11 protein-coding genes are annotated in these 13,396 nt (G+C 68.7%); 3 read left to right on the top strand and 8 right to left on the bottom strand.

Annotated elements, in window-relative coordinates:
- Positions 1-19: 19 nt before the first annotated feature.
- Positions 20-862: a patatin-like phospholipase family protein gene (locus OIC96_RS33085; RefSeq protein WP_330304337.1), complete on the bottom strand. Its 843-nt coding sequence runs from the start codon at positions 860-862 to the stop codon at positions 20-22.
- Positions 863-1,079: 217 nt separating this feature from the next.
- Between OIC96_RS33085 and OIC96_RS33080 the strand changes: the two genes are divergently transcribed.
- Both OIC96_RS33080 and OIC96_RS33075 read left to right on the top strand, forming a co-directional pair.
- Complete coding sequence (locus tag OIC96_RS33080; protein ID WP_330304338.1) at positions 1,080-1,844, top strand: intradiol ring-cleavage dioxygenase; 765 nt, start codon at positions 1,080-1,082, stop codon at positions 1,842-1,844.
- A gap of 173 nt (positions 1,845-2,017) precedes the next feature.
- Positions 2,018-2,908 (top strand): intradiol ring-cleavage dioxygenase, encoded by an 891-nt coding sequence (locus OIC96_RS33075; protein WP_330304339.1) that lies wholly within the window; start codon positions 2,018-2,020, stop codon positions 2,906-2,908.
- Between the two features lie 4 nt (positions 2,909-2,912).
- Here OIC96_RS33075 and OIC96_RS33070 read toward each other — a convergent pair whose 3' ends face one another.
- Positions 2,913-3,821, bottom strand: coding sequence for a sulfite exporter TauE/SafE family protein (locus tag OIC96_RS33070; protein WP_330304340.1), 909 nt, complete (start codon positions 3,819-3,821; stop codon positions 2,913-2,915).
- A gap of 127 nt (positions 3,822-3,948) precedes the next feature.
- On the bottom strand, positions 3,949-4,407 hold the full coding sequence (locus OIC96_RS33065) for an RrF2 family transcriptional regulator (protein ID WP_330304341.1): 459 nt from the start codon (positions 4,405-4,407) through the stop codon (positions 3,949-3,951).
- 71 nt (positions 4,408-4,478) lie between these two features.
- Between OIC96_RS33065 and OIC96_RS33060 the strand changes: the two genes are divergently transcribed.
- The gene (locus tag OIC96_RS33060) at positions 4,479-7,469 is read left to right on the top strand and encodes a beta-galactosidase (RefSeq protein ID WP_330304342.1); all 2,991 of its coding nucleotides are present in this window, start codon (positions 4,479-4,481) and stop codon (positions 7,467-7,469) included.
- Positions 7,470-7,527: 58 nt separating this feature from the next.
- Here OIC96_RS33060 and arfA read toward each other — a convergent pair whose 3' ends face one another.
- The 5 genes from arfA to OIC96_RS33035 all read right to left on the bottom strand — a co-directional run bounded on the left by arfA (position 7,528) and on the right by OIC96_RS33035 (position 13,257).
- Positions 7,528-9,045 carry an arabinosylfuranosidase ArfA gene (gene arfA / locus OIC96_RS33055; protein WP_330304343.1) on the bottom strand — a complete coding sequence of 506 codons (1,518 nt, stop codon included), beginning with the start codon at positions 9,043-9,045 and terminating at the stop codon, positions 7,528-7,530.
- Between the two features lie 105 nt (positions 9,046-9,150).
- Positions 9,151-10,122, bottom strand: a complete 972-nt coding sequence (locus OIC96_RS33050; RefSeq protein ID WP_330304344.1) for an arabinan endo-1,5-alpha-L-arabinosidase — start codon at positions 10,120-10,122, stop codon at positions 9,151-9,153.
- Positions 10,119-10,976 (bottom strand): carbohydrate ABC transporter permease, encoded by an 858-nt coding sequence (locus OIC96_RS33045; protein ID WP_330304345.1) that lies wholly within the window; start codon positions 10,974-10,976, stop codon positions 10,119-10,121. Before OIC96_RS33045 ends, OIC96_RS33050 begins: the two co-directional genes overlap by 4 nt.
- Positions 10,973-11,911, bottom strand: coding sequence for a carbohydrate ABC transporter permease (locus OIC96_RS33040; RefSeq protein WP_330304346.1), 939 nt, complete (start codon positions 11,909-11,911; stop codon positions 10,973-10,975). Before OIC96_RS33040 ends, OIC96_RS33045 begins: the two co-directional genes overlap by 4 nt.
- Positions 11,908-13,257 (bottom strand): extracellular solute-binding protein, encoded by a 1,350-nt coding sequence (locus OIC96_RS33035; protein ID WP_330304347.1) that lies wholly within the window; start codon positions 13,255-13,257, stop codon positions 11,908-11,910. The genes OIC96_RS33040 and OIC96_RS33035 overlap by 4 nt, the downstream gene beginning before the upstream one ends.
- Positions 13,258-13,396: the final 139 nt, after the last annotated feature.

Here is a 13,396-nt window from a genome sequence, read left to right as displayed (position 1 = left end):
CCGCTCACAGATGACGCGGCTACGCCATGTTCCACAGCTCGGCGACCGCCCGTGCCGCCGCCCGGCCCTGGGCGAAACCGGCGTGGCCCGCAGGGGTCCTGCTGGCGGGGGACAGCGGGTCGGTGCCGAAGGCGGCGAGGGCGGTGTCGTCGGGGGTGATGACCTCGATGAGGCCGCCGCGCTCGGCGATCGAGGCCGCGTCGGCTTCGAGCACCGGGTCGGGCATCGGGGCGATGACGAGGGTGCGGGTGCGGCCTGCCGCGAGGTCGAGGTTGGTGAAGGAACGGATGCCGCCGTCGATGTAGCGGGCGTCGCCGATCGTCACGGCGGGCCAGACACCGGGGATGGCGCAACTCGCGGTCACGGCGTCCACCAGGCCGACGCCGGAGGTGCGGTCGAAGAGCCGGGTCTCACCGGTGGCGGCGTTCACGGCGACCACGGACAGATCGCGCTCCGGCCAACTGTGGGACGGCAGCCGGGCCTCGATGACGGCCCGCCGCTCGGCCTCGGTCACGGTCTCGGCGGCCAGGGCCATCGTGCCCATCCGAAGCCGGCGTTCCACCGGGTCGGTGACCTCGGTGTCGACCTTCTCGGCGAACTCGAAGACCTCGGCGAGCGCGCCTTCGCGTGCCTTCAGTTCCTCCCTCTGGAGCGCGGGGTCCACCTGGGCCCGGAACAGCGCCGGCAGCTCTACGCCGCTGGTGATCTGGGCGGACACCGCCGACCCCGCCGAGGTGCCGAGCAGGAAGTCCGCGTCGGTGACATCGACTCCGGCGTCGGCGAGACCGGCCAGCACGCCTGTCGCCCAGGCGATACCGGCGACTCCGCCACCGCCGATGACCAGCGCGCGTTCGTTCTTCACCCTTACCCCCACCATTGGATTCCGGTTCGGCGTCACGGTTCGACGTCACTGCAAAGTCCCAGGGGGGCAAGGGATATTCCCCCTGACGCCGACGGCACTCACCCCCCGTACGCCCCCACGTACGCCTCAGCAAGCTGTCTCACAAGGAACTTGACGGTCTGTCACTTTGCCTAACTGACAGCTGCCCGACAGCACCCGCTTTTACGGTGCCGTGTTCATGACAGAGACCTCAGAAGCTCCGATCGGGCGCCGCACCGTTCTGATCGCCACGGGCGCCACGGCCGCAGCACTGGCCGTGGGCGCCGCAGCGCCTGAATCCCCCACATCCACCAACGCGGCGGACGCGACCCCCGCCGCCGCGGCGGCTGTCTGCACCCTCACCAAGGAGATGACCGAAGGCCCCTACTACCTCGACGGACAGCTCGTCCGCGCCGACATCACCGAAAGCAAGCCGGGCGTCCCCCTCAAGCTCACGCTCACCGTCGTGGACGACGACACCTGCGTCCCACTCAGCAACGCCCTCGTCGAGATCTGGCACTGCGACGCGCTCGGCGAGTACTCCGGGTTCGTCGGCGGCAACGGCCACTCGGAGCCGGACGACGGCACGTTCCTGCGCGGCGGCGTGCTGACGAACTCCAGCGGCGTCGCCGCGATCACGACGATCTACCCCGGCTGGTACCGGGGCCGCTGCATCCACATCCACCTCAAGGTGCACACCGGAGTGACCCTCACCTCGGACGGCTCCTTCACCGGCGGCAAGGAACTCCACACCGGCCAGCTCTTCTTCAACGAGACGATCACCACGGCCGTCGCGAAGGTCTCCCCGTACTCCACCAACACGGTCACCCGCACGACCCTCGCCCAGGACTCCATCTACGACGACGGAGGCGCCGCGTCCGGCCTCCTCACCCTCACGGCCCTGGGCAGCTCGGCCTCATCCGGCTACGCCGGCACCCTGACGGTCGGCGTCGAAACGAGCTGACCGGTACACCTTCCCCCCACGGAACCGGGGCGGCCCGCAGCGACGCGGGCCGCCCCTCTGCGCGACCGAAGCTCTGCCCCAACTCCCGTGGAAACACGGCCAGTTGTCGCTTAGATCCCCAGCGCATTCACAGCCGCACATAAAGGCGTTCCTCAGATACGCCCCTACGTTCCATGCCCATGACTGAGAACCCAGCTCAACACGAGCAACACGAGCAACACGAGCAGAACGACAACGAGTCGCGGCCCGGGGCTCACCGCCGGGACAAGAGTGTCCAGCGGCGGCGTGTCCTCATCGGTGGTGGCACCGTCGCCGTGGTCGGCGGACTCGCCGCGGCCGGGCTCGCCTCCGCCGACCCGGTCAAGGGGAAGGGGCACAAGGCCAAGCCGTCCAAGTCGGCCACCGCGTCGACGGCGGCCTCCGCGTCCGCCTCTGCCACCAGCAGCGTCTGCACCCTGAACGCCGAGGTCACCGAGGGTCCGTACTCCCTCGACGGGGCCCTCGTCCGGGAGGACATCCGCGAGGACAAGGAGGGGGTGGAGGTTCAGTACACCTTCACCGTCGTCGACACCGCCAACGACTGTGCTCCCCTCGCCGACGCCCTCGTCGAGATCTGGCACTGCGATTCGCTCGGCGAGTACTCCGGGTTCGTGGGCGGCAACGGCCACACGGAGGACGACAACGGCACGTTCCTGCGCGGCGGTCAGCTGACCGACTCCGACGGCCAGGTCAGCCTCGTCTCGATCTGGCCCGGGCACTACGTCTCCCGTGCCGTTCACGTCCATATGCGAGTGCACACGGACGTGACGCTCACCGACACGTCGTACACCGGCGGCGAGGTCATCCACACCGGTCAGCTGTTCTTCGACGAGGACATCAACGCCGAGGTCCAGGCCCTGGACCCGTACTCGGACAACACCACCGCCGAGACCCAGCTCTCCGACGACAGCATCTACGACGACGGCGGCGCCTCGTCCGGCCTGCTGACCCTCACGGCACTGGGGTCCAGCGTGTCCGACGGATACACCGCCACCCTCACCGTCGGCGTCGACAGCTCCAGCTGATCCCCTACGCCGCCACGGGCTGCCGTTCCTCGACCGCCACCTCCGCCGCCTTCTCCTGACGGTAGGCGCGGATCGAGTACGTCAGGGCGGCAGCCCACAGTGCGTACAGCAGGACGTACACCGGGGTGCTGAGCGCGGTGGTCGCGCCGACCCAGTCGCTGTTCAGCAGGGTGCGGGCGTTGAGTACGACGATGAGGCCGCCGACCACGGAGCCGAGGATGCGCGGCGCCACGAAGCGCACCAGCCAGGCGGCGACCGGGGCGATGACCATGCCGCCGATGAGGAAGGCGAGCACCCAGGACCAGTTCACGCCGTCGGAGCCGAGCGCGAGGAGGAAACCCAGGCTCGCGGACACGGCGACCAGGAACTTGCTGGTGTCGACGGAACCGACCACTTTGCGCGGCTCCATCCGGCCGCTGGCCAGCAGCGCGGGGGTGCCGATCAGGCCCCAGCCGCCCCCGCCCGTCGCGCCCAGAAACCCTGCGACCAGACCCAGCGGCACGAGGAACCGCTTGCGCAGCGGCTTGCCCAGGTTGTCCCGGGGTACGCCGCGCAGCGTGAAGCGGTAGCTGACGTAGAGGCCCAGCGCGAGCAGGATCACCGCCATCACCGGTTCGGCGACGGCGGTCGACATCCGGGACAGCACGGTCGCGCCGAGGAACGAGCCCACAGCGCCCGGTATGCCGATCCGGGCGACCACCTTCCAGTCGACGTTGCCGAAGCGCGCATGCGAGGCGCCCGACACCAGCCCCGTGCCGATCTGGGCGAAGTGGACGATGGCCGAGGCGGCGGCGGGGCTCGTGCCCAGGGCCAGCAGCAGCACGGTCGAGATCACCCCGTGGGCCATGCCCAGACTGCCGTCCACGAGTTGGGCGCCCAGGCCCGCCAGCGCCAGCAGAACCAGCGTGCGCATTGCGTCCGTCCCGTCTTTCCTAGCTTTCCTACCGGTTGGGTAGGAATGAACGGGACGTGACGTTAAGGGTTCAAACTGAGGACAGCCTGAGGACGCCATGAGGATGATTCACAGGAACCCTCAGGGGTCAGGGGTTCTCCCAGGCCGCCGGTTCCGCGGCCAGCTCCCGCACCGGCCCGGGCAGCGTGCCCTCCGCGATGTCGGCGAGCGTGACGCCTTCGAGGATCTTCCGTACGTTGGCCCGCACCGCGACCCACAGCGGCAGCAGCGGTTCGGCGGGCCCGGTGTACGCCAGCTGGGTGGGCCGTTCGCCGCGTACGGAGACGATCGGGCCGTCGACCGTTCGGATGACGTCCGCGACGGTGATCGTGTCGGCGGCGCGGGCGAGCGCGTAGCCGCCGTTGCCGCCGCGTCGGCTGGTGACCAGGCCGCCACGCCGGAGATCACCCAGGATCCCCTCAAGGAACTTGTGCGGAATGTCCTGCGCGGTGGCGATGGCCTCGGCCTTCACCGGGCCGCCGTCCTGCCGTACGGCGAGCTCCAGTGCCGCCCGTACCGCGTAATCCGCCCGCGCCGAGATCCTCATATGACCATTAAAAGGCCTGGCGCTGTGGACAATGACCGAACCCGCGCCGCCGTCTCTTGGGAGGCTCCCGCATGGTCTTGAGCAGACGTACGTTCAGCGCAATCGCCGGCACCGCCGCTCTCGGCCTCTCCCTGAGTGGCAGCGGCGGCTGTGGGGCGTACGCCGCCGGCAAGGCGCCCACGGTTCCCACCGGACCGGCGCCCGGTCCGCCCGCCGCCGACCACGTCGCGCACACCGTCGGCTTCGACCGCTACTCGATGCTGATCGACGGCAAGCGCCTGGTGCTCTGGTCCGGCGAGGTCCACCCCTTCCGGCTGCCGAGCCCGTCCCTGTGGCGTGACGTCCTGCAGAAGCTGCGCGCCCACGGCTACAACGCGATCAGCATCTACGTCTCGTGGAACTACCACTCGCCCGCACCCGGCACGTACGACTTCACCGGGGTCCGCGACCTCGACCTGTTCCTGCGCACGGCCGCCGAGACCGGCCTGTACGTCATCCTGCGCCCGGGCCCGTACATCAACGCCGAGGTCGACGCCGGCGGCTTCCCCGGCTGGCTGACCGCCACCAAGGGCACGGCCCGGACCTCCGACCCGACCTACCTGAAGTACGCCGACGAGTGGCTGACAGCTGTCAACAAGATCGCCGTCCAGCACCTCTACACCAAGGGCAACGGCACGATCGTCCTCTACCAGCTGGAGAACGAGTACGCGAACAACGTCACCAGCTTCCTCGGCCGCGACTACATGGCCCACCTCTACGCCAAGGTGCGAGCCGACGGCATCGACGTGCCGCTGTTCCACAACGACAAGGGCAGGAACGGCTACTGGGCTCCCGGGAGCTTCGAGACGGACGGTGAGAGCGGGCGTTACCTGTACGCCTTCGACGGCTACCCGTCGCCGTTCGGGCAGCCGCCGGACTGGGGCTGCTTCGGCATCGGCGGCACCACCGGCGGCTCGACCGCGAGTCCCCAAACCCCCGGATTCATCGCCGAGTTCGGGGGCGGCTGGTTCGATCCATGGGGCGGGGTGGAGTTCGGCGGCAAGGGGTACGCGGAGTCGCGCCGCACCCGGGACGCGGCGTACGAGCGGCGCTTCTACCTCACCAACCTCGCCAACGGCATCAAGATCCACAACATCTACATGACCTTCGGCGGCACATCCTGGGGCTGGCTGCCCGCACCGATCGTCTACACGTCGTACGACTACGGTGCCGCCCTCGACGAGGCCAGGCAGCCCACCTCGAAGCTGATCCCGATGCACCAGATCGGACAGCTCCTGCACTGCGTGCCCGATCTGGCCAAGCTGGACCGCGGCAACGATGTCACGGTCGGCGTGGCGGACGCGGCAACGGGTGCCGATGCGGGGATCAAGGCGTACCACCTCGTCAATCCGGACACGAAGGCGCACTTCTACGTGCTGCGCAATGACACCTCCACCGAGGTCGTCGCCTCCGTCCCGCTCGCCGGGACGAACGTCCCCGTGCCGGTTCCCCCTCTCGAAGCCCGGCTGCTCGCCACCGGAATCGCCCTCGGCCGACGGACGTTGAGGTACTCCACCGCACAGCCCATGCTGTGGCTGACCGCCGGGCGCCAGGACATCGCCGTGTTCACGGGCCGCTCGGGCGAGGTGACGCGGACCGGGCTGGAGTGCGCGAGCGCACCCACGGTCACCGTGCTGGAGGGGAGCGCCGGGCACTCGTACGCGAACGGCGTCCTGCGGGTGGACGCCCAACTGTCCGGGCTGACCCGGGTGCTGGTGGAGGGCGGCGGCATCTCGGCGCCCCTTCTGCTGCTGTTCGCCGATGACGAGACCTCCGGACGGCTGTGGCGGTACGACACCCCGTCGGGCCCGGTGCTGGTGCACGGCCCCGCACTGCTGCGCACCGCCACGCTGAGCGGCACGACCGTCCAACTCACCGGGGACACGGTCAAGGCGGCGGATCTGGAGGTCTGGGGACCGCGCGGAATCACGGAAGTCATCTGGAACAAGGGCACATTGAAGACGCTCGCCACCAAGTCCGGGAGCCTCCGGGCCGAGCAGCAGCTGCCCGGCGTCGCCGCTGTCCAGCTGCCCGCGCTGACCAACTGGCGCCGGTACGCGGAGAACCCGGAGTCCGCCCCCGACTACGGCGACTCCGGCTGGAAGGTCGCGAACAAGACGTCCTCGTACAGCATCACCCCCGTACCCGCCGGGCAGCCCGTGCTGTTCGCCGACGACTACGGATACCACTACGGCGATGTCTGGTACCGGGGGCACTTCACCGACACCGGCGGCGCGGAATCCGTGTCCCTGACCTACCTCTCGGGCGCGCAGGGGCTGCTGATGGCGTGGCTGGACGGAAAGGCGCTGGGTACGCACCGGATGCCGGTGCCGGACAAGAAGACGGTCAGGCAAGGGAGTTGGGCAGCCACGGCGACCTTCGACGTCCCCGACAAGGTGGGGCCGCGGGTGCTGTCCGTGCTGGTGCGCCGTATGCAGCACGACGAGGACGGGGCGGCGAAGGACACGCACAAGGTGGCCCGCGGGCTGGCGGCCGTGACCTTCGACGGCACTTCTCCGGCGGTGACTTGGCGGATCCGTGGCGAGGCGGCCGCCGACCCGGTGCGCGGGCCGGTCAACAACGGCGGGCTGTACGGGGAGCGGCGCGGCTGGCATCTGCCGGGGTTCGCGGACAGCGGCTGGAAGGTCGTCGACTTCCCGCGCGCCGAGCGGCGACAGGGCGTCGTCTGGTACCGCACCGACTTCCGGCTCGCCGTCGACACCGCCGTGGACGCCTCGATCGGGCTCACCCTCACCGACGACCCGGCCCGCGCCTACCGCGTCCAGATCTTCCTGAACGGCTGGAACATGGGCCAGTACATCAACGATGTGGGCCCCCAGCACACCTTCGTCCTGCCGAACGGGCTGCTGCGCACACGGGGGCTCAACACACTGGCCCTCGCGGTGCTGTCCGACGGGAACACCCCCGCGGGCCCGGGAGAGGTGAAGCTGACGCTGCTGGGCAGCGCGGCCGGAGGAGTACCCGTGACGACGGTGGACTCCCCCGGCCCGGCGACCGCCTAGGCCGGGGCCGACCCCTACAAGCCGACCTCTACAGGCCGACCCCTACAGGCCATTGCCTTCAGCGGAGCCTGATCACATTCCACGACAGCGGCTCCAGGACGGCGTTCAGCGTGCCGTCCTGGAGGGTGGCTCCCTCGACGGAGTGCGGGGTGACCCGCTCCGGGTTGTCGAGGGTGTTGCGGGCGTCCGGGTCGGCGTCGGCGAGCGCGCTGTGCTCGACGACCTCCGTCAGCCCCAGCCGGTTCAGGCCGACTTCGAGCGGCAGCGACTCGGTCTGGCTCCGGTTGACGGCGAAGACGGTGACCGAGCCGTCCTCGGCGCGCACGGCGGTGGCGTGCAGCAGGTCCGCCTCGCCGTACTTCTTCGTCTCGTACGTCGGCGAGTCGACCCGTACGTCGAGGACCTCCCCTCGCCCGTACCGCGACGCCTGCGCGAACGGGAAGAACGTCGTCTGCCGCCAGGCCGGACCGCCCGGCTCCGTCATGATCGGCGCGATGACGTTGACGAGCTGGGCGAGGCAGGCGACCGTGACCCGGTCCGCGTGCCGCAGCAGTGCGATGAGCAGGGAGCCGAAGACCACCGCGTCCGTGACGCTGTAGTTGTCCTCCAGGAGACGCGGGGCCTCCGGCCAGTCGGACGCCGGGTCGGTGTTCTTCGCGTGCTCCTCCCACTTCGACAGGTACCAGACGTTCCACTCGTCGAAGGAGAGGTTGATCTTCTTCTTCGACTTGAGCCTCGCGCCCACGTGATCGCACGTCGCGACCACGTTCTCGATGAAGGACTCCATGTCGACAGCCGAGGCGAGGAAGGAGCCGGTGTCGCCGTCGTGCGGCTCGTAGTAGGCGTGGAGGGAGATGTAGTCGACCAGGTCGTACGTCTCCTGGAGGACCGTCGACTCCCATTCGGCGAAGGTCGGCATGGACTGTCCGGAGGAGCCGCAGGCGACCAGTTCGACGCCGGGGTCGATCTGGCGCATGGCGCGGGCCGTCTCGGCGGCGATCCTGCCGTACTCCTCGGCCGTCTTGTGGCCGGTCTGCCAGGGGCCGTCCATCTCGTTGCCGAGGCACCAGAGGTTGATGCCGAAGGGGTCCTTGTCGCCGTGCGCGATGCGCTGCTCGGAGAGTGCGGTGCCGGAGGGGTGGTTGGCGTATTCCTGGAGTTCGAGGGCCTCGGCCACTCCTCGTGTGCCCAGGTTGACCGCCATCATGGGCTCTGCCTGGGGGCCGACCTTCTTGAGGAAGGCGATGTACTCGGAGAGGCCGAAGCGGTTGGTCTCTGTCGAGCGCCAGGCCAGGTCGAGGCGGCGGGGGCGGTCCTCGGCGGGGCCTACCGAGTCCTCCCACTTGTAGCCGGAGACGAAGTTGCCGCCGGGGTAACGGAGCGCGGTGACGCCGAGTTCGCGGACCAGGTCCAGGACGTCCGTGCGGAGGCCTTCGGCGTCGGCGGTGGGGTGGTCGGGTTCGAAGATGCCGGTGTAGACGCAGCGGCCGAGGTGTTCTACGAAGGAGCCGAAGAGGCGGGGGTTGACCTCGCCGACGGTGAAGGCGGGGTCGAGGGTGAAGCGGGCGGTGTGCATGTGCGCCTTCCGAGGAGGGGGTTGTTGTTTCGTTGGCGGCTGCGGGTTCGTTGTGGCTGGTCGCGCCCACGCGGCGGAGCCGCAAATAGGTACAGCCCCGCGCCCCTAAAAGACCTTGGGCCAGCCGTCTCTTGTCCAGCCGAGGGTGTTCAGGCCCAGCTTGGGCGTGCCCGAGTCATCGGCGTCGTAGTAGTGGTACGCCAAGACGTCCTTGCCCTTGTCCTTGAAGACGGACTCACCGCCTGTGCCGATGAACCTGCCGTGGCCCGCCAGCAGCAGGTCGCCGCCGCCCTCCAGGAGGGGCTTGCCCGTGCTGTCGACGTACGGGCCCGTCACTGAAGTGGACCTGCCGACCCGAATCTTGTAGGTGGAGTTCACGCCCGCGCAGCACGCGTCGTAGGAGGCGAAGAGGTAGTAGTAGTGGCCGTGTTTGACGATGTACGGGCCCTCTACCGCGTACGGGGCGTCCGGGCGGGTCGCCAGGTGGTGGACGGTGGTGCCCTCGATGGCCTTGCCGGTCTTCGGGTCGAGTTCGGCCATGCGGATGCCGGTCCAGTACGAGCCGAACGTCATCCACAGCTTGCCGTCGGCTTTGATCACGGCCGGGTCGATGGCGTTCCAGGTGTCGGTCGTCTCGGAGGTGAAGACCTTGCCGTGGTCGGTCCAGGTGCCGGGGAGGCCGGTCGGGGAGGTGGCGACGCCGATCGCGGAGTGGTTGGTGCCCCAGGAGGAGACGGCGTAGTAGAGCCAGTACTGGCCGTGCCGGTAGGAGATGTCGGGGGCCCAGGGGTCGCCGGTGGAGTTGTACTCGTACCACCAGCTCGGGGGTGTGGCGAAGGCGTTGCCCGCGTCGTCCCACTGGACGCGGTCCTTGGAGAGGCGGGCGCCGATGATGCCGCCGGTGGAGTAGGCCACGTATCCGCCGGACTTGAGGTGGATGACCGTGGGGTCGTGGATGATCTGCTGGCCGGTGATGGGCTGCGGGTCGGGGTAACTCTCCGCCGCCTGGGCCGTGTTGGGCAGCAGGGCCAGAACGGTCGCCACGGCCGCCGCGGCGAGGCTTCTTCGTATGGTCACTGTCCCGCCAATCCCGTGTGGGCGACGCCCGCCACGATCTGCCGCTGGAAGAAGACGAACACGATGATCAGCGGCAGGCCCGCCATGAGGCCGCCGGCCATGAGCTGGGCCCACTGGATGCCGTAGGAGTTCATGACGGTCGCGATGCCGTTCGGCATGGTCATCAGGTCGGGGTTGTTGGTCACCATGTACGGCCACAGGAAGTTGTTCCACGAGGCGATGAAGGTGAAGATGCCGACCGCGGCGAGGGAGGGGCGGGACAGCGGGACGACGATGGTGAAGAAGATCCGCCAGCGGCCCGCGCCGTCGATGAAGGCGGCCTCCTCCAGTTCGCGGGGGATGCCCTGGAAGAACTTGTAGAGGATGTAGACCATCGCGGCGGGCGCGCACTGCGGCAGGATCATGCCCCAGTAGGTGTCGACCATCCCCATCTGCTGGACGGTGGTGAAGAGGGGGACGCCGAGCACCGCCGGGGAGATCATCAGGCCCGCCATCACCACGCCCATCAGGACGGTCTTGCCCTTGAACTCGGTTCGGGCGAAGCCGTATCCGGCGAGTGCGGCGACGGTGACCACGATGGCCGTCACCAGGACCGACACCACAAGGGAGTTGACGAACCAGTTCGAGATGTTGCCGGTCTCCCAGAGGGACTTCCAGGCCTGGAGCGTCCAGACCTTCGGCAGCCAGTGCGGCGGGATCTCGGCCGCCTCGGCCTCGGACTTGAGCGAGGTGAACAGGGCGGCGGCGATCGGCGCCACGAAGACGGCGGAGACGGCGACGCCGATCAGCGTGAGGACGATCTGGCTGGGCGTCCAGGGCTTGCGGGACCTGGCCTTTATCTGAGTGGCGCTCATCGGCCGCCCTCCTCACGGTTGCGCAGCAGCGCCATCCGCGCGAGGGCGACGGCCGCGATGATCACGAAGAAGATGATGGACATCGCGGAGGCGTAGCCCACGCGGTAGCTGGTGAAGCCCTGTTCGAGGGTGTACTGGACGAAGGAGCGGGTGCTGAGCTCGGGGCCAGGACCGAAGTCCATCATCACGACCGCCTGGTCGAAGAGCTGGAGCGAGGCGAGGGCCTGGAGCGCGATCACCAGGCCGGTGATGTGGCGCAGCATCGGCAGGGTGATGTGGACCATCCGGTGCCAGGCGTTCGCCCCGTCCAGTTTGGCGGCCTCGTAGAGGTGGTCGGGGATGCCCTGGAGCGCGGCGAGGTAGAGGAGGAAGCTGAAGCCGACGGTCCACCACAGGGTCTGGATGACGATGGCGAGCATTGCGTACGACTTGTCGGTCAGCCAGGGGGTGGTGAGCCCGAAGGTCTCGTTGAACAGGCCGATCCCCTGGGTGAACAGCCACTGCCACATGTTGGCGGCGACCGTCGACGGCAGCAGGAACGGCGCGAAGAAGCACAGCCGCCACAGCCACTTGCCGCGCTCGATGTGGTGCGCGAGCATCGCGAGCAGGAAGGCGAGGAGTGTGATGCACGGTACGACGAGCAGGGTGAAGTACGCGCTGTGGCCGAGCGCGTCCCACATCGCCGAGTCGTTCAGGGCCTCGCGATAGTTGTCGAGGCCGACGAAGCTCGCGCTGTCGCCGGAGATGTTGGCGTCCGTGAAGCTGAGGTACACGCCGCGCAGCAGCGGCCAGATCACGAAGAGCGCGAAGAGCGCCAGGAACGGGGCGACGAACCAACCCCCGTGCTGGAAGCCTTGCTTGCGGCGGACGGTCGCGGTGGCGGCGGCGGTGTTCGCCCGCGCCGGTGCGATGACTGTCTCAGCACTGGTCGTCATGCGACCGCACCTCCCTGCGCGGCGGTTTTGCCGTCCATCGGGTTCTTCGAGGCGAGGAGCTTGGTGAGATGGGACTTCATCGTCCGCGCGACCGCGGCCGGCTTGGCCGAGCCCATGGTCGAGGAGACGACGACGGGGCCGAGGTCCTGGGCGAGGACGCCGGTGGAGCCCGCGAACCACACCTTCGGCTCGGTGGCCTGGTGGTCCATGGCGCTGACGTACTCGTTCTGCGGCGACAGCTTCTTGTACGCGGCCGTGGACAGCGTCGGCGTGTACGCGGGGATGTGGCCGCCGGCCGCCCACTGCTGGGCGTGCGTGGCGACGTACGCGGCCAGTTCGTGCGCGGCCTCGTTGGTGGCGCCGCCGCGGCCGGACTGGTGCGGCAGGACGAACGCGTGCGACTCGGCGTGGGTTGCCGGCTTGCCGAAGACGGGCGGCAGCGGGGTGGCGCCGTACTCCAGCTTCGCGCCGGAGAAGACCGGCACCGACCAGTTGCCCTCCCAGGTGAAGGGGGCGCCGTTGATGAACTGTTCGCCGGTCGGCGCGCCCGGGATGACGTACCCGTCGGTGACGTGCTTGCGGAAGAACTCCAGGACCTGCGTGGCCTTGTCGACGTCGAAGAGGACCTCAGTGTTGTCGTCGTTGAACCACTGGCCGCCGAGCTGGGTGTAGAAGGCGACGAAGAACCACCACTGGAAGTTCTGGTCGTTGGTCCACAGGCCGATGGTCTGCAGGCCCTTCTTCTGGACCTGCTTGGCCTTCTTCAGGACATCGAACCACTCGTCGGTGGAGGTGACCGGGATCATCCGGCCGTCGTCGCCGAGCAGGTCCGCCTTCTTCAGCACGTCCTTGCGGTAGAAGCAGAGCTGTACGTGGATGTCGAGCGGCAGGGCGTAGAGCTTGCCGTCGATGACACCGCGGTTCCACAGCGCCGGGTTGTAATCCGCCTTGCGCACCCCGTACTTGGCGAGCAGGCTCTCGTCCCACGGGTCCAGAAGCCGCCCCGGCGAGAAGCCCGCGACCCGGCCCATGTGCATGACGCCGAGCTCGGGTGCGCGGTTGCCGGCGGCGGCCATCGCCAGCTTGGTGTAGAAGGGGTTGCCCCACTGGAGGGTGGAGTCCTTCACGTCGATGCCGGGGTGTTCCTTGCGGAAGGCGTCCAGCATCGCGATCATGTTGGCGCCGTCGCCGCCGCTGAAGAGGTTCCAGTAGCGCACCCGGGTGTCCGCGCCGGAGGCGAGCGCGTCGGCGCCCGTCCCCAGGGTTGCGAAGCCCAGGCTTCCCGCGACTGTCAAACCACCCAGTCCGGCCAGGAGTTGCCTTCGGTTCAGGCCAGGTTGTCCCACGCCCGCCCCCTACTGTTCGAGATTTCGATAGATGATCGCAACTTCGAACGGGACCGTAGATAGGAAGCGCTTACTCGTCAATGGTTTGCGCAGAACTTTCGAACGGCTTACGGAATACCAAACGTTGGCGAGCGGGATA

Origin of the sequence: Streptomyces sp. NBC_00775 (assembly GCF_036347135.1) — a bacterium.
GTDB lineage: Bacteria > Actinomycetota > Actinomycetes > Streptomycetales > Streptomycetaceae > Streptomyces > Streptomyces lutosisoli.
This window is presented reverse-complemented; position numbering and strand designations above follow the sequence as displayed.

Excerpts from the sequence above, each read along its gene's own strand:
- OIC96_RS33080 (WP_330304338.1), top strand. The coding sequence starts at position 1,080 with ATGACAGAGACCTCAGAAGCTCCGATCGGGCGCCGCACCGTTCTGATC.
- OIC96_RS33075 (WP_330304339.1), top strand. The coding sequence starts at position 2,018 with ATGCCCATGACTGAGAACCCAGCTCAACACGAGCAACACGAGCAACAC.
- OIC96_RS33070 (WP_330304340.1), bottom strand. The coding sequence starts at position 3,821 with ATGCGCACGCTGGTTCTGCTGGCGCTGGCGGGCCTGGGCGCCCAACTC.
- OIC96_RS33065 (WP_330304341.1), bottom strand. The coding sequence starts at position 4,407 with ATGAGGATCTCGGCGCGGGCGGATTACGCGGTACGGGCGGCACTGGAG.
- OIC96_RS33060 (WP_330304342.1), top strand. The coding sequence starts at position 4,479 with ATGGTCTTGAGCAGACGTACGTTCAGCGCAATCGCCGGCACCGCCGCT.
- arfA (WP_330304343.1), bottom strand. The coding sequence starts at position 9,045 with ATGCACACCGCCCGCTTCACCCTCGACCCCGCCTTCACCGTCGGCGAG.
- OIC96_RS33045 (WP_330304345.1), bottom strand. The coding sequence starts at position 10,976 with ATGAGCGCCACTCAGATAAAGGCCAGGTCCCGCAAGCCCTGGACGCCC.
- OIC96_RS33040 (WP_330304346.1), bottom strand. The coding sequence starts at position 11,911 with ATGACGACCAGTGCTGAGACAGTCATCGCACCGGCGCGGGCGAACACC.